The sequence below is a fragment of the Spiroplasma endosymbiont of Melieria omissa genome, from assembly GCF_964031175.1.
Taxonomy (GTDB): domain Bacteria; phylum Bacillota_I; class Bacilli_A; order Mycoplasmatales; family VBWQ01; genus Spiroplasma_E; species Spiroplasma_E ixodetis_A.
On record NZ_OZ035012.1, the window covers coordinates 12,926 to 36,752 of the forward strand.

The window sequence follows — 23,827 nt, forward strand, 5'->3', positions numbered from 1 at the left end:
TTTCTGATTTTAATTGTGATTGTTTACTTTCAATTAATTTACCTATTTCATCACTAATACTAATAACTTTCTTTTCTTGACCTTGTTTACCGTCTACTAACTGTAAACTGTCATTACTAAAATATTTAATAAATAATTCAAGTGTTGTTAAATTATCAAATGATTTTATACCCTTAGAACCTGTTTAGGATCTTTTTTGATTAATTTTTAATAAAATTTATATTATAATGGTTATTTTATAATAAAAAATAGATTTTTAGTCGATAAGTTTTCAAATGATAAAATCTTTTTAACAAAAAAATGAAAAAGAAAATAAATTATTGGTTAAGTACCTATTTATAAATGATTATTTCTTGTTTTAGTTAAATTCTATTAAAAAGATCCTAAACAGGTTCTTAGTATCAATTCATACTTCAGTTCCAATTAAATGTTTATGTCTTTCTAAAGTTATTTTAGTTCTAGGGTCTTTAGATTTTAAATTTAATATTTCTAAATATCTTGTAAAAGGACTATCTTCTGCATAATTACTATAAAAATTATTAAAAAAATCATTTCTTTTTGGTAAAACATCTAAATTAAAACCAGTAATATTTGGATATTCTTTAATTTTTCTTAAACAATTAAATACTTCTGGAACAATAAAATAAGGGTCATTAGGATTATTTTCACTATAAGTCATACCACCTTGACTAATACTTGATTGACCACGAATATAATTACTATCTTTTGTTAATAAAAATCTAACATAATATGCAGTTGCAGTTTGAACAATATCAGTAAATTCTGTTATTGTAATTTCTGGTCATTTTTTTGAAATAGAATATCCACTTAAATAATCAATATTATTACTTGCAACTGAAATAGCAAATCAAATTTCATTATCTGGTGTTGTAGTATCATCAAATTCTAATTTATTAAAACCTTTTCAATCTTTATAATTCTTCAATTGTTATAAACATTAATGGGTCTTTAATAGCCATAATAATTTACTCCTTAATGTAAAATAAAGGGTATTTAAACCCTTTAAATTTTAAATTTAGTTACTTTTTTCTTATCTTTTTCAGATAATTCTTTCTTTTTAGATTTTTGTGCTATTACAAAATTATCTATTTGTTCTTGTTCTACATTAAAACTATCAAGTAATTTAGCAGTTGATGTAGTTTCTAATTGTAATTGAGAATTTATTTGTTTAATATTTGCTTTAATAAATTCTAATTCTTTATTATTTTTTAATTCCTTTGCTAAATTAGATTGTTTTGATTTTTTAATAAATTTTGATAAAAATAATAAAACAATAGTAACAATTACTCCACTAGCAACTGCTCCACTTAATACTGCTGATATTACTGTTGTAGATAAATTCATTTTTTATTCCTCCAATTGTATTTTATTTGAATGTTGTTTACATATAGCTAACTAAAGTAATGTTTACTCATATCTTGAAAAACAAAATCAATCGCTTTTTTAATATTTGGTCAATAATTTGGTAATATTTTTCTTAGAACCTGTTTAGAATCTTTTTAATAAAACTGAAATAAAGGAAAGAACAACCATTTGTAAACTAGTATTTAGTTTTCTTTCACAATTTTTTCATAATCTTCTGTATTTTTCTAATCAAGCAAAGCTTCGTTCTACAATTCATCTTTTTGGTAATACTACAAAAGTATGTAGTTCATTGCGTTTTATAATTTCAACATTTGCATTTATGATTGTTTTGATTTCAGAAGCAAATTTTTCACCAGTATAACCAGCATCTACTATTATTTTTTGAACTGCAGAAAGATTTTCTTTTTCATTTTCAATCATTATTATAGCGCTATTACGATCTGTTTTTTCTGCTGTGGTTATGTAAATTGCATGTGGTAAACCTTGAGAATCAACAATAATATGACGCTTTATTCCTGAAATCTTTTTACCAGCATCATAACCTTTATTTTCAGTAGTATCTGTATTTTTAACACTTTGCGAATCAATTATACAAAAACTAGTTTGTTCTTTGCGATTATTGTTGATACGAACTTTTTTAACCAATTTTTTTTAAAATTAATTGCCATACACTAGCTTCTTTACCGTTATTTTTACTTCAAATTTGAAAATAATAATATACAGTTTGTCATTTTGGAAAATTTTTTGGTAGCATTCTTCATTGACAACCACTTTTTAATACATATAAAATTGCACAAAATACTTCATATAAATCTAAACTTCTTGGTTTTGTTTTCTTTTTGCTATTTTCTAAAATTGATTTTATGTTCTCAAATTGTTCTTTGGTGACATGACTTGGATAATTTTTATGCATAATATATACCTCTGATTTTAAAATATATAATCATTTTACATTATTTTCGAAAAGATTCTAAACAGGTTCTTATATTATGTTTTATAGCAAATCAAAAATGTTCAATTGGATTTAAATTAGGAGAATATGGCGGAAGAAATAATAGTTTGCATCCAGCATTTTCAATTAATTGTTGTGTTAATTTAGATTTATGAAACGTTGCATTATCTAAAACTATAATTTGTCCACGCTTTAATACTGGAATTAGTTTATTTTTAACATATGATTCAAAAATTTTACTATTGCAATGTCCTTCAAATGCTCATAAGGCTTTTAATTTACCTTTATTTAGTGAACCAATTATACTCATTCTCTTTATTTTATATGCGGGTTTATTATCAAATAATCTTTTACCTTTTTCAGATCAACCATATTTATAAAATTCATTATCATCAATTCCAGATTCATCAATATATACTAAATCTTCATTCATTATTTTAGCTATTTCTTTTAAAAAATCTTCTTGTTTATTTTTATCTCTTTGTTCATATAGAAAAGTTTTTTTTATATGTATAATTTAGTTTTTTAAAATAGTTATAAACTGTTTCTTTAGTCATATTTCCAAATTTATCAATTACTTTTTGAACTGTAACATCTTTATTTTCTGCTAAATAATTTTTTAATTCATCTAAATCCTTTATTTTGTGGCTATGTCCTTTTTGATAATTCAAAATTGGTTTTATATGCCCAGTTTCTTTTTTTCTTTTTCTTCATAAAAATAAAGTCTTTCTAGTGATATTGAACACTTTACAAATTTCTTTAATTTTCATATTTTTACTTTCATAAGCTTCTATTACTTTTCTTCGTAAGTCTTCACTGTATGGTTTTGGCATAATTTAATCTTCCTAATCTATTTTAATTATTGCTGAATTGTACTTTTAAATTCAAAAACTGTTTAAATTACATATTATTATTTTACATTATTTATGAGTAAATATTACTTTAGTTAGCTATAAATGACATTCTTTTTTATGTTTTTTAATTTCTTTATATTGATATATTAAATATGGACTTGTAATAATAATTGGTATTGTTATTAATAAATATTTAATTAATTTTCCATAATTGCCTAATTTAGTTATAATATTTAATCCAATATGACCAAACATAGGAAATAAAGTTAATATTAAATGGTCAGGTCAAGTAAAATTATATTCATTAGTATAATTACCTATTCCCATTGATATTGGTATTTTAGGTATTAATCAAGGTGTTATTGTAAAAAATAATGTTATAAACATACCTATTGTTTTACAACCTTATATGAATAATTTAAAAACTATTTAATTTATAATGTTTCACGTGAAACATTATAAATTAAAAAAAATGTATTTTTTTATAAAAAAATTGTTATAATTAATAATGCCACTGCAACAATTACATTCGAACCGGGTCAGGACCGAAAGGTAGCAGCCATAAGGATTAGGATTGTGTGCGGTGGTTTTATTTTGAAAAATAAAAAAGAGGTTTCTTTAAATGAAAAAACAAAATTACATGGAAATTGCCTTAAAGCTTGCTAAAAAAGCTGCTATTAATGGTGATGTTCCAATTGGTGCAATTATTGTTGATGAAAATGATAATATTATTGGTAGAGGATTTAACAAAAAGGAAAAAGACAAAGATCCAACTCAACATGCGGAAATTATTGCAATAAAAAAAGCATGTAAAAAAATTAATAATTGACGTTTGTTAAATTGTACTATTTATACAACATTAGAACCATGTTTAATGTGTGTAGGTGCTTTGTTACAAACAAGAATAAAACATATTGTTTTTGCTTTAAAAGATAGTAAATTTGGATGTGTTGAATCACTCTATAATTTAACATTAGATAAAAGATTTAATCATCGTAGTGAATATAGTTATTCTTTAAACTTAGATAGTAAAGAAATGTTACAAAGTTTTTTTGGAGAAATTCGTAATTTATAATAATTGTTTTTATAACAAATTTTATAAAAAATTGTTAGGATAAATATAGGTGATTTAAATGAAACATAAATCTTTTTATAGAAAGTACCGACCAAATTCTTTTTCAGAAATAATTAGTCAGGATAATATTGTAAGAATATTAAAAAATTCTATTTTAAATAATAGTTTTAATCATGCTTATTTATTTTCAGGCTCAAAAGGTACAGGAAAAACATCAACGGCTAAAATATTTGCTAAAGCAATTAATTGTCAAAATAACATTGATGGAGATGCATGTAATACTTGTGAAAATTGTATAAACATTAGTTCAAATAATTGTATTGATATTTTAGAAATTGATGGTGCTTCCAATAATGGTGTTGATGAAATAAGAAGTATTAGAGATAATATTAACTTATTACCGATGAATTTTAAATATAAAGTTTATATTATTGATGAAGTTCATATGTTAACAACTTCTGCTTTTAATGCATTATTAAAAACCTTAGAAGAACCACCACAACATATTATTTTTATTTTAGCAACAACAGAACCGTATAAAGTAATTCCAACTATAATTTCTCGTTGTTTATGATTTGAATTTAAAAAAATTAATGTAAATGAAACTAAAAAACATTTTATTGATGTTTTAACAAAAGAAAAAATTAATTTTGAGGTTGAAGCAATAGAGGAATTAGCAATATTGAGCGAAGGTTCTTTACGTGATGGTTTAAATTATTTAGAAAAAACATTTAATTATGTTAATAATATAACACTTAAAAATGTTGAAAAAATATTTTCTGTTTTATCAACAAAAAATAAAATATTATTTTTAATTAATATATTTAATTGTAATATTGAGCAAGTAATAAAACAATTAACATTATTTGATGAATATACTATTCAATATAAAAAAAATATTATTGATTTTATTTACATTCTTGAAGAAATATTAATTTATGCTATTACTAAAAAAACAGAATTACTTAAAATGATAAATATTCAACAAGTAAATATTTTTTCTGAAGTAGTAAAATCTGATTTACTTTTAATTTTGAATTCATTTAATGAAATTTTAATTCAAGAAGATGTTGATGATTTAAAACCAATATTAATACTAAAAATATTAAATTTAATTAAAAGTTTTGAGAATAAATATTCATTAAATTATTTAGAAAAAACAAAAATATCTATTATGAATATAGAAAATAAAAGTATAAATTTAAATAGTAAAGATGAAATAACAAAAATTTTAAAAAAAAGCGAAATAGATAAAAATAATGAAGAATTAACTTCAATTTTAGTAAAAGAAGAAAATACTAATATTAAAGAAAAAGAAATTTTTGATGTACCAACTGTGAAAAATTTAAAAAATGATGAGATAATTGATAAAGCCATTAATTTAATTTTACAAGCTGATAAAAATATTAGAAAAGAAGTTAGTGAAAAGTGAAAAAATATTTCTAAATTTATTAATGATAATAAATTTAGAAACATAACTAAAGTTTATATAAATACTATTATTGCGGCAGCATCTACTAATGGCATTATTATTATTACCAAAAACATTATTCAATCTGATTTAATAAATCAAAGTTTTTTAAGTAAAGAACATAGAGAATTTTTAAATATTTTATTAGAAAATGAATATATGATTTATGCCCTTGATAAAAATCAATGACAGGAAACAAGAAAAAAATATCAAGAGTTACTAACAAAAAAAATATTACCAAAACCAGTAGATATTGTAATATCAAAACCTGTAATTGAGTCATTTACCAACGTAGATAGAGATCCGACTTTAAATTTTATTAAAAAAATATTTACTGAAATTGAAGAAATATAAAAATATGAGGTGAAAAAAATATGGATATGAAAAGAATGTTAGCACAAGCACAAGCAATTCAAGGAAAGTTAACAAAATTTAAAAAAGAAGAATTTACTTTTTCTGATATTGATGGTTTGGTTAAAATTATTATAACAGGTGGACGTAAATTAGTTTCAATTAATATTGAAGGATTATTAAAAGAAGCAGAGAATGATTATTCAAGTATTAATGATATGTTACAAACAGAACTAAATAAAGCATTAAAACAAATAGATGAAAAAGAAAAAAATATTGCTGGCAAGTTTTAGAAGAGTTTAGTAATTTTAGCATAGAAAGAGGTAGAAAAATGTTATTTATTACCTTTGAAGGGCCAGAAGGTGCAGGTAAAACTACAGTTTTAAAAATGATTAAAGAACAATTAAAACAAGATGGTTTTGATGTTATTATTACGAGAGAACCAGGTGGTAGCGAAATTTCTGAACAAATAAGACAAGTTATTTTAAATAAAGAAAATACATTAATGGATCCATGAACAGAAGTTTTGCTTTATATTGCAGCTAGAAGACAACATTTAATTGAAAAAATTCTGCCAAATAAAAACAGTAATAAAATCATTATTTCTGATCGTTTTTCTGACTCAACTTTAGCATATCAGGGTTATGCTAGAAATTTAGATATTGATAAAATAAATCTTATTCAAAAACTTATTTTTGAAGATTATCAACCTGATTTGACAGTTTTATTTGATATTAAACCAGAAACAGGTTTACAACGAATTTTATTAAGAAAAGGTGAAAAATTAAATAGATTAGATGAAGAAACATTAGAATTTCATCAAAAAGTATATAATGGTTATAAAAAAATTGCTATTAGTAATCCAAATCGCGTTCATACAATAAATGCTAATTTATCAGAAAAAAAAGTTTTTAATAGTGTTTATGAACTAATCATAAATTTAGTTGAAGAAAAAGGTTTTAAAGAAAAAAAAAATAAAATTAGAGGATCTAATGAAGGAAAATAATGTAATTTTATTTGAAAATGAAGAATCAGAAAATTTTTCTATTTTTGCAATGGAAAATATTCCACAGGTAATTTTATTGTATTCGAAAAATAAAATATTAAATATAAATGTTAGTAATAAGTTAATAAAAAAAATTATTTGTAAAAATAATAATCAATTTAAAAAATGTACTGAAGAAAATATGTGTCAAAATTGTTTTAAAATTAAAACTAATAGTTATTTTGATTTTAAAAAATTTGATTTTAGTAAAAATAATATTATGAATAAAAATATTGTTTTAGAAATTATTAATGATTTTTCTAAAACTAATTTAGAAAAAGATGCTAATAAAATTTATTTAATAAATCAAATTGAATTTTCTTCAATTTCAGCTTCAAATGTTATGCTTAAAACTTTAGAAGAATTATCTAAAAATATTTATGTAATTTTTACTACCACTAATATTAATCAAATACTCCCTACTATTAAATCTCGTTGTCAATTGATAAATTGTTCAAAAGAAAATGATATATTTGTTAGTAAGAATTATGATGATGAACAATTATTAATATTAAAAATATTTTCAAATACTATTTTTTTGACAGATGAAAGCAGTAAACTTAAATTAAAAAAATATATTGAAATTATTAAACAATTTATTATTAATGATAATGATAAAAAGGTTAACAATCAACTTTTGAATAAAAAAATAGTTAGTTTAAAAGAAGAAATTATTTACTTTTTTAGATTTTTTAATTTACTAGTTTTTAATAAATTAACTTTTCTTTTATTTAAAAAGTATGATTTTAATAATTTTTTTATTGAAAGTTTAGTTAATTTATGAAAAAATAGTAATTTAAAAAACATAGCCTATATTTTAGAACAAATTTCATTTACAATTACCAAATTAAAATTTAATGTTAACTTAAATTTATTAATAAATTCTTTTCTTATTAAGGTAAGTGATAATTAAACTATGGAAAGTACAAAAAAAATTTTAATTTTAAATCAAGATGATAAAAAAATTAAACTTATTCAAAGAAAAGATATGTTTTGTGTTTCTTTGGATACTATTTTATTAAGTAATTTTATTAAAATAAAACCTAGTACTAAAACAATAATTGATTTTGGAACTAATAATGCTGTTATTCCAATAATTTTAGCGGCAAAATTTCAAGGAAAAGTAATTGGTATTGAAATTCAAGAGCCAGCTGTTGAACTTGCTTTAGAAAATATAAAACTTAATGATTTAGAAAAAAGAATTGTCATTGTTCATGAAGACATAAAAATTTATGCTCAAAGAGAAAAAGAAAAAGTTGATTTAGTTGTATGCAATCCACCTTTTTTTCCTTTATGAGATAAAAGCAAAGTAAAAGCACAACCTTTAAAAATTCCAGCAAGACATGAAGTATATATTAATTTAGAGGAGATTATTGCTAGCGCAAGTAAATTATTAAAAGACAAAGGGCAATTGGTTATGATAAATAGTGTAGAAAGAATAAACGAAACACTACTTTTATTAAAAAAATATCAAATTACACCTAAAAAATTACAAATAGTTTATCCTAAAATTAATCAGGCTGCCAATGTTTTTTTAATTGAAGCAGGATTTTTAGCGAAAGAAGGAATGATTGTTTTGCCACCATTGATTTGTCATAATGAAAATAATACTTATATTGATGAAATAGCAAAGTGATATAAATAATCTTAATATAAGTGTAAGGTTAGGTGTTTAAAATGAATATTAATTGATTAAATAAACTTAATAAAAAAATAACTTACTTATTAGCTGTATCAGGCGGTCCAGATAGTATGTTTTTATTAGATAATTTAGTACATAATGAGTTTAAAATTATTGTTTGTCATGTTAATTATCATAAACGTTGAAGTAGTAATGTTGATGAGCAAATTATTCGAGAATATTGTACAAATAATAAAATAACTTTAGAAGTAAAAAATATTAAAGAAGAGGAATACAATAAAAAACAAAATTTTCAAAGTCAAGCACGTGTACTTAGATATGATTTTTTTAATGAAATTGCTCAAAAATATCAAGTTTATAATCTTGTTGTAGCACATCATATTTACGATTTACTTGAAACATATATTATTCAAAAACAACGCAAGGCAATAGTTTCTTATTATGGATTAAAATTTAAAACAACATATAAATCTTTATCGGTTTATCGTCCAATGTTAGAATTAAAAAAAGAAGATATTATTGACTATTTAACTTTGTATCATATTAAATATGGATTTGATGAAACAAATGAATTAATTATTTATGAAAGAAATCGAATTAGACAACAACAAATTAATAAACTTACTGATTTTGATATTAATTTAATGTTAAGTGAAATTAAAGAATTAAATAGTGAACAAGAGTTACTGAAAGATGAACTTGAAGTAATTTATAATACTATTATTAATGATGATGTGCTTGCTATTAATGAGTTTAAAAAATATGAATTTAAATTACAACAAATGATTATCTATGAATTTTTAAGTCAATATGATGAAGAATTAGTTTTATCTTTAAAAAAGGCTAAAATTAAAGAAATAGTTAGAGTTTTAACTAAATCTAGTAAACCAAATATTACTATTTGTATTTCTGAAAATACTTGAGTTATTAAAGAATATAATTTTGCATATATTAGTGAAAAAAATGAACCAAAACAATTTAGTTATAAAATTTCTAAAATAAATAACTATAATTTTAAGGAAATTACTATTTCTAAAACTGAACCAACAGGTGGTGAATTTCAAGCTTTATATATTAATAAATCAGATTTTCCATTAACAATTAGAACTAATAATGGTGAAGAAGAAATTGAGACACCATTTGGTACAAAAAAAATTAATCGTTTATTTATTGATAATAAAATTCCATATCGTGAACGTCTTATATGACCAGTAATCATAAATTCAAGCGGAAAAGTAGTGGCAATTCCAAAATTATCAGTAAATAAAAACAATATTAGTGAGAAACCTAATTTGTATGTGCTAAAATATTATGGTATTATTTAAGAAAATAAATTAGAAATTAAACGTAGGTGAAAAAATAATGCAAACGCGAATTAAAATTAATTGAATGATTGTTGCACTATTCGTTGCTTTTTTAGTATTTGTTGGAATTTTATTGTGATATTTTTTAAGAGGTAATGCTTTAACTTTAGATCAATTTCAATTAGAAACACTACTTAGAGATGGTAAACTCCCTGGCAATAGTAGTGACACTGTTAGCAAAATTGATGGAGTACAAGTTCAATTTTTTGATCATACTACTTATATTACAGGTTTTTTAGGAATTAATGGTAAGGTAAAACGATTTGAAGCGACAGTTTCTGGAACTGCAACAGGTGGTTTTTATCATGATGTTATTGAAAAATTATTCAGAAAAGATAAAGAAGAGGGTAAAGGCTTTGATATTAATCCCACAATTATTAGTGAATTAGTTCCCTTTTGAAAAACATTTTTAATTAGTATGTTTCCAATATTAGTATTAGTTGGTGGTTCATTTTGATTATTTTCTAAAATGAATAAAATGGGTGCCGGTGGTGGCATGAGTCCTTTTTCAATGGGAAAAAGTCGTGCTAAGATTAGAACATCAGATACTAGATTTACTGATGTTGCTGGTATTAAAGAAGAAAAATTGGAATTAGAAGAAGTTGTTCATTTTTTAAAGTTTCCACAAAAATATGCACAAATGGGTGCAAGAGTGCCAAAAGGAGTTCTTCTTGTAGGACCGCCTGGTACTGGTAAGACTTTATTAGCAAAAGCAGTTGCTGGTGAAGCAGGTGTTCCTTTCTTTTCAATTTCTGGTTCTGAATTTGAAGAAGTTTTTGTTGGAGTTGGAGCTTCAAGAATTAGAGAAATGTTTACTACTGCTAAAAAAAGTGCTCCTTGTATTATTTTTATTGATGAAATTGATGCAGTAGGAAGAAAACGTGCATCAGCTTCAACTGCAACTAATGAACAAACTTTAAACCAATTATTAGTTGAAATGGATGGATTTGAAACTAATTTGGGAGTTATTATTATGGCTGCTACTAACCGTGCTGATGTACTTGATGAAGCGTTATTACGTCCAGGTAGATTTGATCGTCAAATTTCTTTAAGTTGACCTGATATTAAAGAACGTGAAGCAATTTTACGATTACATGCTCGTAATAAAAATATTTCGCCAAAAGTTAATTTTCAAAGAATAGCAGAGAGAACGCCAGGATTTAGTGGTGCACAATTAGAAAATGTATTAAATGAAGCAACGTTGTTAGCTGTTCGTCATAATAAAACAGTTATTGGTTTAGTAGAAATTGATGAAGCTATTGATAGAGTTGTTGGTGGACCTGCTAAAACTTCAAGAGTAATTACTGATATGGATAAAAAAATAGTATCATATCACGAAGCTGGACATGCTCTTATTGGTTTAAAACTAGAATATGCTTCTAAAGTTCAAAAAGTTACAATAATACCACGTGGACAAGCAGGTGGATATACTATTATGACTCCTAAAGAAGATACTATGTTTTATTCAAAAGTACATTTAAGAGCAACTATTACTGGTTATTTAGGTGGTCGCGCTTCAGAAGAGATTATGTTTGGTAATGCAAATATTACTACTGGTGCTCATGATGATTTAGAAAAAGCAACAAATATTGCCAGAAAAATGATAACTGAATATGGAATGTCATCTGAATTAGGATTAGTTCAATTTGAAAATCCACGTAATGAGTATTCACCTTTTGCAGCAAATAAGTTTTCTGATGATATTGCATCTAAAATTGATGGAGAAATTAAAAAATTATTAGATGCTTGTTATATTGAAGCACTAGCAACAATTAAAAAACATAAAGATACATTAGAATTAATTGCTAAGTCATTAATGACTTTAGAAACAATTACTGCTGAACAAATAGAATATATTGATAAATATAATAAATTACCAATTGAAGTAATAGAAATGCAAAAAGAAATGCAAAAAAATAGTAAAAATCCTTCCAAAGAGGATAATGAATCAAATGATAAAAAGGAAGATAATAATTCAGGGACTGATGATGATACAATATCAGTTGTTCCTAAGAAGAAATAATTAAATTATTATAATAAAAAAAACAAAACTTACTATTTTAATATTTTCGATAATGTGTAAGTTTTGTTTTATTTTCTTTTTTTTATTTGGTAAATATAATATAAAAAGTAATAAGGAGAAAAAACAATGTTGGAAAAACATGAATTAGTAGAAAAAATATTATTAAGTACTGATGTAATTAATAATAAAATTATTGAACTTGCAAAATCAGTTAATAGTTATTATAAAGACAATAAAGAGCCCATTATTTTAGTAGGGATATTAAGAGGATGTTTACCTTTTTTATCACAATTTATGTTAAACCTTAAGATTGATTGTTTGGTTGATTTTATGTATGTAGAGTCATATTTAGGACAAACAAAGGCGGTAAATAAACCAAAAATAAGAATGGATGTTATTAATAATGTTAAGGGTCGTGATTTATTAATTGTTGAAGATATTATTGATTCAGGTAATTCGTTATTTAAAATTCGTGATCATTTACAAGAACTTGGAGCAAAATCGGTAAAAATAATTACTCTATTAGATAAGAAATCTAAAAGAGTTGCTAAAATTGAAGCTGATTGATATGGTTTTGAAGTTCCTGATCATTTTTTAGTGGGATATGGTCTTGATTATGATGAAAAATTGAGAAACTTACCTTATGTTGGTATTGCTGACCTTAATAAAATTGCAATTTTAGAAAAATGTAAAAAAGTAGTTAAGTAAATAAGTTTAGAATTTAATAATAATATTAAAATTTTTATTTTTTAATATAGTTCAAATATAATTAGCATTATTTTATTATGATAAAATTATACTATTAGCATTTTTTAAGTTGTATAAGAATATTGGAGTTATAATGAGCAATCTTTTTGTTAATGTTTTAAGAGGAATCAAGAAAAGATTATTACAATATTTAGGTATTATAATACTATTAGTTATTGTAATTTCTACTCTTTCTGCACTTTATAGTACAGCATCAAGAGCTGAATCAGGTTTTTATACAGTATTAAACAATAGTGGTAAATATGACTATCGTATTAATTTACAATTATTAAATAATTATAAAGATACTGCTACTGCAACATCAAGAATCCAAACAATTATCAAAAAACAATTTAAAGATTATGATTATCAACAAAAAGCAGAAATTTATAAACAGATAGATGAAATTAAAGAAAATAATCTTAGAAATAATAGTTTTCCTATCCTTCCTTCGGGAGTAGATATTAATAAAGATTTTGAAAATTATTTGTTAAATTGAGGATTAAGTTATCAAGGAATATTATTTAATGATATTTTAGAAAACGAAGTTAAAAATGATGAAATTTATAATTTGCAATATTATGAACTTGCTAAATCATTTTTTAAAACTTTTGATTATGAAAACGTTAGTTCTCTTAAAAAAATTTATTATTCATTAGAAAATGGATTTTATACTTCAGAAAAAAGTGAATCTTTTGATTTTACTCCAAAAAGAAATAATATTAATGAAGTTTATATTTCCGAAGGTATTAAGCCTATTAATCCATTAGAAATAGTAATCAATCCTGAATTTGCAGGTATTAATAATATTAAATTAAATGATTATATAACAGTTATTGATAAAGTTGAAAAGTTAAAAGTTGTTGGTTTTGGTTATGCTTATTGGGGAATTACTGGTAGTCGTACTGCAACAAATCCTAATCCGACATCTGAAAATACAAGTCCTGTTTATATGTCAAATCAATGGTTTAATAATTTAATAAAAGATTCTACATTTAGAACTAATTTAAATAATATATTTTTATTAAAAGTTAACAATAACGATAACTATTTTGTTAGTAAGTTAGAAGAACTTTTAATTAAAACTTTTAGTTTTAGTTTTGGTTCAATTATTAGTAGTGATAGCGAAGATATTCGATCAGGACAAATTCTAGAGAGTTTTAAAATGGAAAATATAATGTTTACAGCAATTACTCTTGTAGTATTATTAGTTATTATTTTTATCATTATGTCATATGTTAGAAAAGAAATTGATTTACAAAAACCACAGATAGGATTATTAAAAGCCCTTGGTTATAGTAATTTTCAAATTGCTATTAGTTTTGTAATTTTAATATTTTTGATAACATTCATTTCTAGTATTATTGGTTTAGGTATTGGTCTAGGATTACAAATATGATTTAATTCGTTAAATAACATGGGGTTTTTTATGCCATTACCAATACTATTTTTTAGTTGGATAGTATTTATTGTAAGTTTAATAATTATTCCTATTATTTTTATAGTAATTAGTTATATGCAATCGGAAACAAAATTACGCGTTAGTCCATTATTATTAATTTGTGATAGACCAAGTAATTCAAGTTCTAAACTAATTTCAGTTTTAAAATACCCCTTTCGTTATTGACCATTTAAACAGCGTTTAGCAATTGCTTTCACTCTAAAATCGGTTGGAAAACTATTTTTAGTATTTTTTACTTTTATTTTTGTTAGTTTTTTATTACTATTTCAAAGTTCAGCTACTGATTTATTTGATAATAAAATAAATAATTTATATGGATATTACAATAAAGATGTTAAATGAAATACATCAACTTCATCAATGTATACATATAGTAATGATTCTGATTTAAAAATTGATAAGCATGTTTTTGATTGAGTTTCAGAAAAAGATATTGCGAAAGATAAAGAAACTGGTACTAATAAGTATCATCAATGAATAGCTGATGATTTTCATATTGATAATAATAAAGCTAAAAAAATTGAAAGTATTATTAATAATAATAACTTTAAAAATTATTTTATGAATAGTGAAGAAATTAATATCCTTTATCAAAAAACTAAGACCAAATCTGATTGTGAAGATTTTATTAATCCAAAAAAAATAATACCTGAACCATTAATGAAAATTATTTGTCAAAATATTCATCAAATATTTAATTATATTTCAACAAATACAGGTATTAATCCAGAAATAAACCCGTTGCCTGGTATTAGTTTAGGTTTAAATATTTATAATAATAAGTATTATCCAACTATTGAAATAAATTTAAGACCTCCTAATGAATGAAAAGGACATAGTCAAGGTCGCATGCTCGCAAAAAAAATTAAAGCAACAGGACTTTATAATGATCCATATCAAGATTTAGTTTGAAAAAATTGATTTAACTTTAAAGAAGCAAAAAATCGTGATATTGATCCTATTTTTAATAATTCTCATAATTTACAATCACAAAAAGTTACTTATACTGATAATCAAGGACAAAATATAGAAACTAAAGCTTATATTTTACCAGCAGTTATTTCAAAAACATTATCAATTTTAAATGATTATAAAATTGATGATCACTTTTTAATGTTAGCAAGTTGATATAATTATACAATTCCAGTAATTTATCAAGTTAAAGGAATTATTGAAAATAATTTAGACAATTCGAATGTTTATATTAATCTTGATGATTTACGAACATCTATTGGATTAATAAAACTTTCCCCGTCAGAAGATCCAAAACCAATATCAGATTCTTTTAATCATTGATTATCTAAAGAGAGCAATATTTTTCCATTAAATTATATAAATATTTTGCAACCATCTGCAGAATATACTAAAGAACAAATATTAGCAAAAAATTTAGAACCTATTAATAAAATACCTTTTATTAATGATTTAGTTAAAAGATTATTAGTTGAAATATTTGATGGAATTAGAACAATTATAAATATTACAAAAATTTTAACATTATTTGCTGTAGCTTTTGTATTGGTAATTATCGTTAATATGATTTTAGATAATAATTTATTAATTATTGCAATGATGAAATCTTTGGGTTATCGTGTAAATGAAATTAACAGATTGATTATTGGCTCCTATATTATTGCTTTATTGGTTGCTTTTATTTTAGGTACTATTATTTCTTATGTTGTGTGGAATATTATTACTTTAATTATTGCAACTAAAGCAGGCGTTGTTTTTAATGTGGCTGCTAATCTAGTTACAATTTTATCTTGCTTTGGAATGGTATTTTTAATAATGGTTATTGGCTATGCTGTTGGGTTATATTTAATTAAATACAAACCAGTAACAGCTTTATTACAAGGAAGTTAAAATATTTTTTAAGCATTTCTATATATAGCTAACTAAAGTAATGTTTACTCATATCTTGAAAAACAAAATCAATCGCTTTTTTAATATTTGGTCAATAATTTAGTAATATTTTTCTTATATTATGTTTTATAGCAAATCAAAAATGTTCAATTGGATTTAAATTAGGAGAATATGGCGGAAGAAATAATAGTTTGCATCCAGCATTTTCAATTAATTGTTGTGTTAATTTAGATTTATGAAACGTTGCATTATCTAAAACTATAATTTGTCCACGCTTTAATACTGGAATTAGTTTATTTTTAACATATGATTCAAAAATTTTACTATTGCAATGTCCTTCAAATGCTCATAAGGCTTTTAATTTACCTTTATTTAGTGAACCAATTATACTCATTCTCTTTATTTTATATGCGGGTTTATTATCAAATAATATTTTACCTTTTTCAGATCAACCATATTTATAAAATTCATTATCATCAATTCCAGATTCATCAATATATACTAAATCTTCATTCATTATTTTAGCTATTTCTTTTAAAAAATCTTCTTATTTATTTTTATCTCTTTGTTCATATAGAAAAGTTTTTTTTATATGTATAATTTAGTTTTTTAAAATAGTTATAAACTGTTTCTTTAGTCATATTTCCAAATTTATCAATTACTTTTTGAACTGTAACATCTTTATTTTCTGCTAAATAATTTTTTAATTCATCTAAATCCTTTATTTTGTGGCTATGTCCTTTTTGATAATTCAAAATTGGTTTTATATGCCCAGTTTCTTTTTTTCTTTTTCTTCATAAAAATAAAGTCTTTCTAGTGATATTGAACACTTTACAAATTTCTTTAATTTTCATATTTTTACTTTCATAAGCTTCTATTACTTTTCTTCGTAAGTCTTCACTGTATGGTTTTGGCATAATTTAATCTTCCTAATCTATTTTAATTATTGCTGAATTGTACTTTTAAATTCAAAAACTGTTTAAATTACATATTATTATTTTACATTATTTATGAGTAAATATTACTTTAGTTAGCTATAAATAAGGTAAAGTAATTGATAAAATGAGTGTGTTATTTATAAGAACCTGTTTAGGATCTTTTTTGATTAATTTTTAATAAAATTTATATTATAATGGTTATTTTATAATAAAAAATAGATTTTTAGTCGATAAGTTTTCAAATGATAAAATCTTTTTAACAAAAAAATGAAAAAGAAAATAAATTATTGGTTAAGTACCTATTTATAAATGATTATTTCTTGTTTTAGTTAAATTCTATTAAAAAGATCCTAAACAGGTTCTAAAAGCATGGAATTAAAAAGGAGAAATGATTATGAAAAAAGATAATAAGGAAATTAAAAAAAATGATAAAGACATTGGAAGTAAACAAGTAACTAAAAATAAGTTAGAATCTAGTTTTACAAAGAAGTCAGTATCTAAAAATGAAGGTGCAATACCACCCACCAGTAACCCATAAATCTCATGATAAACCAGAATCAAAGGAAGAAATAGAAGCTAATAAAGCCAAATTGCAAGCTTTTAAAGATAATCAAAAAGCAATTAAAAAATTAACAAAAACTCATTCAAAAGAAATTTTAGCAGGTAAAATTATATCAATGACTAATAATACTCCTGATACTCAAACTAATGTTATTGAATTATTTGATGTTAAAAAATCTTACTTAACTGGAGAATTAGAATATGAAGTATTAAAAGGAGTTAATTTAAAAATTAAATTAGGTGATTTTGTTGTTATCTTAGGACCATCGGGAAGTGGTAAGACAACATTATTAAATATTATTTCGGGATTGGATAAACCTAATACTGGTGATGTTTTTGTGGGGGGATACAATTTATCTTTATTAAAAGATAGTCATTTAACTAAATTTAGACGAGATAATGTTGGTTTTATTTTTCAACAATACAATTTATTAACTAACTTAACTGCTCGTGAAAATGCTGAAGTTGGTGAAAATCTTGCTAAAAATAAAAATATGAGTATTGATGATATTTTTCAAGTTATTGAAATGGATGAACATATGAATAAATTTCCAAGTCAATTATCAGGTGGACAACAACAAAGAGTATCGATTGGTAGAGCACTAGCAAAAAATCCGACAATTTTATTTTGTGATGAGCCAACAGGAGCACTTGATGAGGAAATGGGGCGTAAGGTATTAGAACCTGTTTAGGATCTTTTTAATAGAATTTAACTAAAACAAGAAATAATCATTTATAAATAGGTACTTAACCAATAATTTATTTTCTTTTTCATTTTTTTGTTAAAAAGATTTTATCATTTGAAAACTTATCGACTAAAAATCTATTTTTTATTATAAAATAACCATTATAATATAAATTTTATTAAAAATTAATCAAAAAAGATCCTAAACAGGTTCTTAGAGATTTTATTGGATGTTAATCGAGAATATAAAACATCAATTATTATGGTTACTCATAATCCTAACTTCCAATATGTTGCAAATACTGTTATTAACGTTAAAAATGGTAAAATTATTAGTGTAAAGAATAATGAAAAACCAATGAAACCAAGTGAAATAAATTGAAGTTAATATTATTAATTAAATAAACTAACAAATTGTTAATAGAAAAAATATCATAACAAAGGAGTAAAAATATGATATTTTTTGAAACCCCTAGATTAAAAATTAGATATTGAGAAGATAGTGATTTAGATGAACTTGTTTTATTAAATTCTGATAAAGATGTCATGAAATATTTTCCTAGTACATTATCAAAAGATGATACAGAAAAATATTTTTCGAAAATTAAAAATAATTTAAATAATAATGGATTTGGTTTTTATGCTGTTGAATTTAAAAAAGACAATAAATTTATTGGTTTTATTGGCTTTAGCGAAGTTGATTTTATTGATGATTTTAGACCATGTATTGAAATTGGTTGGCGTTTTAAAAAAAGTGTTTGAGGTCAAGGAATAGCAACAGAAGCATCTAAAGAATGTTTAAAATGTGCAAAAAACAATTTAAAATTCACTGAAATTTATAGTTTTACTAGTATATTAAATATTAAATCAGAAAATGTAATGAAACGAATAGGTATGAAAAAAATAAAAGAATTTTATCATCCAAAAATAAATAAAAGTGATATTTTAGCAAAACATGTTTTATACAAAATTAATATTTAGAAGGTAAAAAATGATTAATAAATTGTCTCTAATTTTTATAGATATCTATTAGTAGAAATATTTAAATTAAACTTTAACCCTTATTATAAATATAAGTGTTTTATTATAAAATTTAAAATTAATTGTTGACAGTAGAATTTGGTATTGAAAATTGATATCATTATGTATAAACCTAAACAATCTTATTTAATTTAATTTTTTTATTTTAAATACTTATTTTAAATACAAAGGATGAAAACAATGAAAGAAACTAAACTTGAAATTAATGGACGTATTTTGACAGAGCAAGAAGCATTAAGATATCAAAAAATACAAGATTTATATAAACAAAATTATGATATTTATGGGCGTAATTGAGAAAGAAATTATAATTGTGAAACTTTAAATAGTGAATTTAGAAATAAAAATAAAGAAGAGTTAGCAAAATTTGTTGCTAATTTACCTAATGATCAAATTAAAATGGCGGGTAGATTAATGACAAAAAGAGAAATGGGAAAGGGTTCAATTTTTGCTCATTTGCAAGATCAAACAGGTAAATTTCAAATTTATTTAAAACCAGAATATGTTAATCAAAAAAAATTTGAATGATTTGCAGAATATGCAGATTTAGGCGATTTTTTTGGTATTAAAGGTAAGGTTATGAAAACCAATAAAGGAGAACTAACAGTTCAAATCTATGATATTGTAATGTTATCAAAAGCACTTAGACCTTTACCAGATAAATTTCATGGTTTAACAGATATTGAAGAACGTTATCGACGAAGATATGTAGATTTAATTATGAATCAAGAAACTAAAAAGACATTTTTACAACGTACACAAATTATTAATGAATTAAGAAGTTTTTTAAATAATAAAGGTTATTTAGAAGTTGAAACACCTATTTTACAAGAAGTATATGGTGGTGCTGCTGCTAAACCTTTTATCACTCATCATAATACATTAAAAACCGATTTATATTTACGGATTGCTACTGAATTACATTTAAAAAAATTAATAGTTGGTGGTTTTGAAAAAGTTTATGAAATTGGTAGATTATTTCGTAATGAAGGTATGAGTAAAAAACATAATCCAGAATTTACAACTATTGAAATTTATGTTGCCTATCAAGATATGAAATATATGATGGATTTAACAGAGTCTTGTATAAAACATTTAATTAATACAGTGCATAATAAATTAACATTAGAATATGATGAAAATATATTAAATTTTGAAAAATCATGAACAAAAATTAGTATGATTGATTCAATTAAAAAAGCTATGATCAAAGATGAAGAGTTTACTAAAATTTTCCAAGAAATTAGTGATATGATTTTAAAATATCATAATATTGAAGATGATAATATTAGAAATATTGAAAAAAATAAAACATTTAAACTTATATTAAAACTTGCAAAAAGTTATAAACTTCATATTCCAGATCATTATAATAGTACTGGTCATATTATTAATTTATTTTTTGAATCTTTTGTTGAAGAAACTTTAATTCAACCTACTTTTATTTTTGATTATCCAATTGAAATTTCACCACTTGCTAAATTAAATAAAAATAGTAAAGAGTTTACTGATCGTTTTGAATTATTTATTGCTGGTAGAGAATATGCAAATGCTTATTCGGAACTAAATGATTCTTTGCAACAATATAATCGTTTTGAAGAGCAAGTAAAAGAAAAAAATAGCGGTAATGATGAAGCAGCAACTATGGATTTAGACTTTGTTGAAGCATTGGAGTATGGTATGCCACCAACAGGTGGATTGGGAATTGGTATTGATCGTTTGGTCATGTTAATAACTGGCCAAAATAGTATTAAAGATGTATTATTATTTCCGCATATGAAACCTAGAACTGAAAAATAATTTTTGTGATAAATTTTTATTATATAAACATATAATAGTAATTTATCTTTTTTTTAAAAAAAGATAAATTAATTAGTTATAATCAAGATAGTTCTTTAGAATAAGGAGCGTTTTATTGTTATTAACACAAAAGATTGAAAAATATAAGTTTTCAAACCCATTGTTTTATTTAAAAACAATTGGTTTTTTTATTTTATAAATAAAATTTAGGAGAATAAGATTTATGCCTTGATTTAATGAATTAATAAAAAAATTTAGAAATTATCCTTTAATTGATGAAAATTTAGACGAAGTTGTTGAAACTTTTAAGAATTTTTTTAAAGAATACAATGAAAAAGATAACTTTTTTTCTAATTCAGAAGATACTGATTTTGAAAATCCAAGTACATCAGCACCATTAACTCAATTAAAAGAAAATAAAAAAACTGATTTAGATAAATTAATTAAAGAATTAAGAAATGATTTAAAATATAATTTTTTTTCTTATTTTTGAGAAAAAAAAGAAAATTTAAAATTAATTAGACAATTAGATTATTTTTTAATAGAACTTGATAGTAAAATTAAAGAACAAAATGAAAAATTATTATCCTTGGAGAAAAATAAAACATTAATTGAACAAAATAAAATTAATAAAGGTAGTCAAAATAGTACTGAGTTTATTGAAATCACAGATTATTTTATTTTTTTTAATTTTTTAAGTGAAACAATAAGTAATGATATTATTTTTTTTAAAACAATAAATTTAAATATTTTTGAAAATAAAAAAGAGTTTTTAAAAAAAACACGAGAATTAAAAATAAAAATTGATAAAGAAATTCGTAGACTATATCAAAAAAATGAGGAATTAGAAAATAAAAAAGAGAAAATTTTTGAAAATCTTTTTAAAGAAGAAGTTATGACTCAATTAATTTTATCTTTTTGAGCATTTAGAATGAAAAGTGGAGATGAATATAAATTAATTTTAAATGAAGATAAAGATTTAAAAAGTAAATTTGATAAAAATTTTGTATTTTTCTTTGAATTAATAGATGGCATATTTAACCGATATATTAAAAAAATTATTAAAAATGAAGAAAGAATATACAATGATATATTTGAAAAATATAATGATCGAGAAAAAGAATTAATAAGTGAACAAGAAGAAATTATTAAAACTAAAGATAAAGTGAAAGAAAGTATAGAATTATTTAAAAATGAATTAGAAGAAAAAAAAGAACAAATTAGAATTCATCAGAAAGAGATAGCAGAAAAAAGAAAACAAATTGAAAATTTAGAAAAACGAAAGAAAAATATAAAAATTAAAAAAATTACTTACTTGCAAGATTTAGAAGAAAATAAAAATAATACTGAAAATCAAATATTTATTCCAAATATTTCAGATGATAAAAAAGGAAAAAAACAATATTTAAAAGAAATAGATGTAGTAATTAAAAAAAAGAATAGTGATATTAAGAAAAAGAATGATTATATTGCGGAGTTACAAGATAATATTACAAGACATGATACTGAGTTAAGTATTAATGATAAAAAAATTAATAAAATTGAGGATAAAATTAATAAAATTGAGGATTTTTTTAAGCAAAATAAACATACGATGATGTTTGAACTTAAAAAAATAAAAGAAAAATGAATTAAAAATATTAGTAAAGATCAAAAAATATTTATTAATTTCTTAAAAGAAGTTAATAAATTAGAAAATATAGAATTTATTAAGATTATTGAAAATTATTGAGAAGAAAATGCTGACAGTATTAAAAAATTTAATGAAAATTTTAACATTCAAAATAATTTAGAAAACATAAGAGAAGAAAAAGAAATAATAGAAAATGAATTTAAAAATGATTTCACAACTTTAGAAATTAATTTTAAATTAAAAGAAAAAGAAATAATAGAAAATGCAATTAGAGAAAAAAAGGAAAAAATTCAGGAGTCTTTAAGAACAATTAATCAATCAAAACTAGTAAGTATTGAAATCCAAACCGAAATAAATCAAGAAAATGAGAAACCTAGTTGACAAGATCAAAAAATTGAAGAACAAAATAAAACCATTGAAAAACTAGAATTTCAAATAAATTATTTAGAAAAAAAATTAATTTCAATAAAGGAATTACATGAAGATGAAGTAAAAGATTTATCTACAACATTGGAAAATATTAGAGTTTTTTTTGCAATGGAAATTAAAAAAACTACTGAAAATTGTGATAATTTAAAAAATAGTTTAAATAAAAGAAATTCAAAAAAAGAAGAACAAAAAATTAAAAATAAATTAAATGAAGAAGAAATAAAATTAACATCTTTAAATGAAGTATGAAAATTAATAAGTACTGAAATTCCAGAGTTACAGCAACCTTTATCAGAAGAATCAAGAAATGCAAGCAAACAAAAATGAGAGAATGTGGGCTTAATAGAATCTCAATTACCTTTGGAAACAAAAGCAGAAATATTAAATACAATTTAAACTAATAAGATTAAATTTATTATTGTATCAAGTTTAATTTATAGAAAGAGAGAAAAAGTCCATTAGGAAAAAATAAGAGTATTTATTAATAAGAAAAATGAAAAAATAA

22 protein-coding genes, 1 other RNA gene and 1 pseudogene are annotated in these 23,827 nt (G+C 22.6%); 17 read left to right on the forward strand and 7 right to left on the reverse strand.

The genetic code is table 4. The annotated features are described in order from the left end of the window. Nucleotides 1-358 precede the first annotated feature (358 nt). The 5 genes from ACQH26_RS00070 to ACQH26_RS00090 form a co-directional block, all read right to left on the reverse strand. Nucleotides 359-946, reverse strand: coding sequence for a hypothetical protein (locus ACQH26_RS00070; protein ID WP_425382481.1), 588 nt, complete (start codon nucleotides 944-946; stop codon nucleotides 359-361). Nucleotides 947-1,023: 77 nt separating this feature from the next. Beyond that, nucleotides 1,024-1,365 carry a hypothetical protein gene (locus ACQH26_RS00075; RefSeq protein WP_174480417.1) on the reverse strand — a complete coding sequence of 114 codons (342 nt, stop codon included), beginning with the start codon at nucleotides 1,363-1,365 and terminating at the stop codon, nucleotides 1,024-1,026. 144 nt (nucleotides 1,366-1,509) lie between these two features. After that, a protein-coding gene (locus ACQH26_RS00080) for an IS5 family transposase (RefSeq protein ID WP_425382012.1) occupies nucleotides 1,510-2,299 on the reverse strand; the annotation gives its coding sequence in 2 pieces (ribosomal slippage) (nucleotides 1,510-2,037 and nucleotides 2,039-2,299; 789 coding nt in all). A gap of 40 nt (nucleotides 2,300-2,339) precedes the next feature. Next, on the reverse strand, nucleotides 2,340-2,771 hold the full coding sequence (locus ACQH26_RS00085) for an IS630 family transposase (protein WP_425382482.1): 432 nt from the start codon (nucleotides 2,769-2,771) through the stop codon (nucleotides 2,340-2,342). Nucleotides 2,772-2,811: 40 nt separating this feature from the next. Continuing rightward, nucleotides 2,812-3,171 (reverse strand): helix-turn-helix domain-containing protein, encoded by a 360-nt coding sequence (locus ACQH26_RS00090; protein ID WP_425381863.1) that lies wholly within the window; start codon nucleotides 3,169-3,171, stop codon nucleotides 2,812-2,814. A gap of 524 nt (nucleotides 3,172-3,695) precedes the next feature. Between ACQH26_RS00090 and ffs the strand changes: the two genes are divergently transcribed. The 11 genes from ffs (at nucleotide 3,696) to ACQH26_RS00145 (ending at nucleotide 16,235) form a co-directional block, all read left to right on the forward strand. Further along, an RNA gene (gene ffs / locus ACQH26_RS00095) (signal recognition particle sRNA small type) lies at nucleotides 3,696-3,790 on the forward strand. A gap of 24 nt (nucleotides 3,791-3,814) precedes the next feature. Next, the gene (locus ACQH26_RS00100) at nucleotides 3,815-4,267 is read left to right on the forward strand and encodes a nucleoside deaminase (RefSeq protein WP_425382483.1); all 453 of its coding nucleotides are present in this window, start codon (nucleotides 3,815-3,817) and stop codon (nucleotides 4,265-4,267) included. A gap of 58 nt (nucleotides 4,268-4,325) precedes the next feature. Then, nucleotides 4,326-6,092, forward strand: coding sequence for a DNA polymerase III subunit gamma/tau (gene dnaX / locus ACQH26_RS00105; protein ID WP_425382484.1), 1,767 nt, complete (start codon nucleotides 4,326-4,328; stop codon nucleotides 6,090-6,092). 26 nt (nucleotides 6,093-6,118) lie between these two features. Then, complete coding sequence (locus tag ACQH26_RS00110; protein WP_174481350.1) at nucleotides 6,119-6,382, forward strand: YbaB/EbfC family nucleoid-associated protein; 264 nt, start codon at nucleotides 6,119-6,121, stop codon at nucleotides 6,380-6,382. 38 nt (nucleotides 6,383-6,420) lie between these two features. Next, nucleotides 6,421-7,095, forward strand: coding sequence for a dTMP kinase (gene tmk / locus ACQH26_RS00115; protein ID WP_425382485.1), 675 nt, complete (start codon nucleotides 6,421-6,423; stop codon nucleotides 7,093-7,095). Then, the gene (locus tag ACQH26_RS00120) at nucleotides 7,082-8,047 is read left to right on the forward strand and encodes a hypothetical protein (protein ID WP_425382486.1); all 966 of its coding nucleotides are present in this window, start codon (nucleotides 7,082-7,084) and stop codon (nucleotides 8,045-8,047) included. The genes tmk and ACQH26_RS00120 overlap by 14 nt, the downstream gene beginning before the upstream one ends. 3 nt (nucleotides 8,048-8,050) lie before the next feature. Continuing rightward, a complete protein-coding gene (locus ACQH26_RS00125) occupies nucleotides 8,051-8,779 on the forward strand; it encodes a tRNA1(Val) (adenine(37)-N6)-methyltransferase (protein WP_425382487.1) in 729 nt (242 codons plus the stop codon). Nucleotides 8,780-8,811: 32 nt separating this feature from the next. Further along, on the forward strand, nucleotides 8,812-10,101 hold the full coding sequence (gene tilS, locus ACQH26_RS00130) for a tRNA lysidine(34) synthetase TilS (protein WP_425382488.1): 1,290 nt from the start codon (nucleotides 8,812-8,814) through the stop codon (nucleotides 10,099-10,101). Nucleotides 10,102-10,138: 37 nt separating this feature from the next. Next, nucleotides 10,139-12,163, forward strand: coding sequence for an ATP-dependent zinc metalloprotease FtsH (ftsH, locus tag ACQH26_RS00135; protein ID WP_425382489.1), 2,025 nt, complete (start codon nucleotides 10,139-10,141; stop codon nucleotides 12,161-12,163). A gap of 126 nt (nucleotides 12,164-12,289) precedes the next feature. Next, nucleotides 12,290-12,871, forward strand: a complete 582-nt coding sequence (gene hpt / locus ACQH26_RS00140) for a hypoxanthine phosphoribosyltransferase (protein ID WP_252319078.1) — start codon at nucleotides 12,290-12,292, stop codon at nucleotides 12,869-12,871. Nucleotides 12,872-13,004: 133 nt separating this feature from the next. Beyond that, on the forward strand, nucleotides 13,005-16,235 hold the full coding sequence (locus tag ACQH26_RS00145; RefSeq protein WP_425382490.1) for an FtsX-like permease family protein: 3,231 nt from the start codon (nucleotides 13,005-13,007) through the stop codon (nucleotides 16,233-16,235). Between the two features lie 28 nt (nucleotides 16,236-16,263). Here ACQH26_RS00145 and ACQH26_RS00150 read toward each other — a convergent pair whose 3' ends face one another. Together ACQH26_RS00150 and ACQH26_RS00155 are read right to left on the reverse strand one after the other, a co-directional pair. Continuing rightward, the gene (locus tag ACQH26_RS00150) at nucleotides 16,264-16,752 is read right to left on the reverse strand and encodes an IS630 family transposase (protein ID WP_425382491.1); all 489 of its coding nucleotides are present in this window, start codon (nucleotides 16,750-16,752) and stop codon (nucleotides 16,264-16,266) included. Between the two features lie 40 nt (nucleotides 16,753-16,792). Continuing rightward, on the reverse strand, nucleotides 16,793-17,152 hold the full coding sequence (locus tag ACQH26_RS00155) for a helix-turn-helix domain-containing protein (protein ID WP_425381863.1): 360 nt from the start codon (nucleotides 17,150-17,152) through the stop codon (nucleotides 16,793-16,795). 415 nt (nucleotides 17,153-17,567) lie between these two features. Here ACQH26_RS00155 and ACQH26_RS00160 point away from each other — a divergent pair, with 415 nt between their 5' ends. The 6 genes and pseudogenes from ACQH26_RS00160 (at nucleotide 17,568) to ACQH26_RS00185 (ending at nucleotide 23,718) form a co-directional block, all read left to right on the forward strand. Continuing rightward, the gene (locus ACQH26_RS00160) at nucleotides 17,568-17,711 is read left to right on the forward strand and encodes a hypothetical protein (protein WP_425382492.1); all 144 of its coding nucleotides are present in this window, start codon (nucleotides 17,568-17,570) and stop codon (nucleotides 17,709-17,711) included. Beyond that, a pseudogene (locus ACQH26_RS00165) lies at nucleotides 17,677-18,417 on the forward strand (ABC transporter ATP-binding protein); the annotation flags it as partial. The gene ACQH26_RS00160 and the pseudogene ACQH26_RS00165, both read left to right, overlap by 35 nt. Nucleotides 18,418-18,645: 228 nt before the next feature. Next, on the forward strand, nucleotides 18,646-18,807 hold the full coding sequence (locus ACQH26_RS00170) for a hypothetical protein (RefSeq protein ID WP_425382493.1): 162 nt from the start codon (nucleotides 18,646-18,648) through the stop codon (nucleotides 18,805-18,807). 65 nt (nucleotides 18,808-18,872) lie between these two features. Further along, complete coding sequence (locus ACQH26_RS00175; RefSeq protein WP_425382494.1) at nucleotides 18,873-19,400, forward strand: GNAT family N-acetyltransferase; 528 nt, start codon at nucleotides 18,873-18,875, stop codon at nucleotides 19,398-19,400. 240 nt (nucleotides 19,401-19,640) lie between these two features. Continuing rightward, a complete protein-coding gene (locus ACQH26_RS00180; protein WP_425382495.1) occupies nucleotides 19,641-21,260 on the forward strand; it encodes a lysine--tRNA ligase in 1,620 nt (539 codons plus the stop codon). Between the two features lie 223 nt (nucleotides 21,261-21,483). After that, nucleotides 21,484-23,718, forward strand: a complete 2,235-nt coding sequence (locus tag ACQH26_RS00185) for a hypothetical protein (RefSeq protein ID WP_425382496.1) — start codon at nucleotides 21,484-21,486, stop codon at nucleotides 23,716-23,718. Nucleotides 23,719-23,827 lie beyond the last annotated feature (109 nt).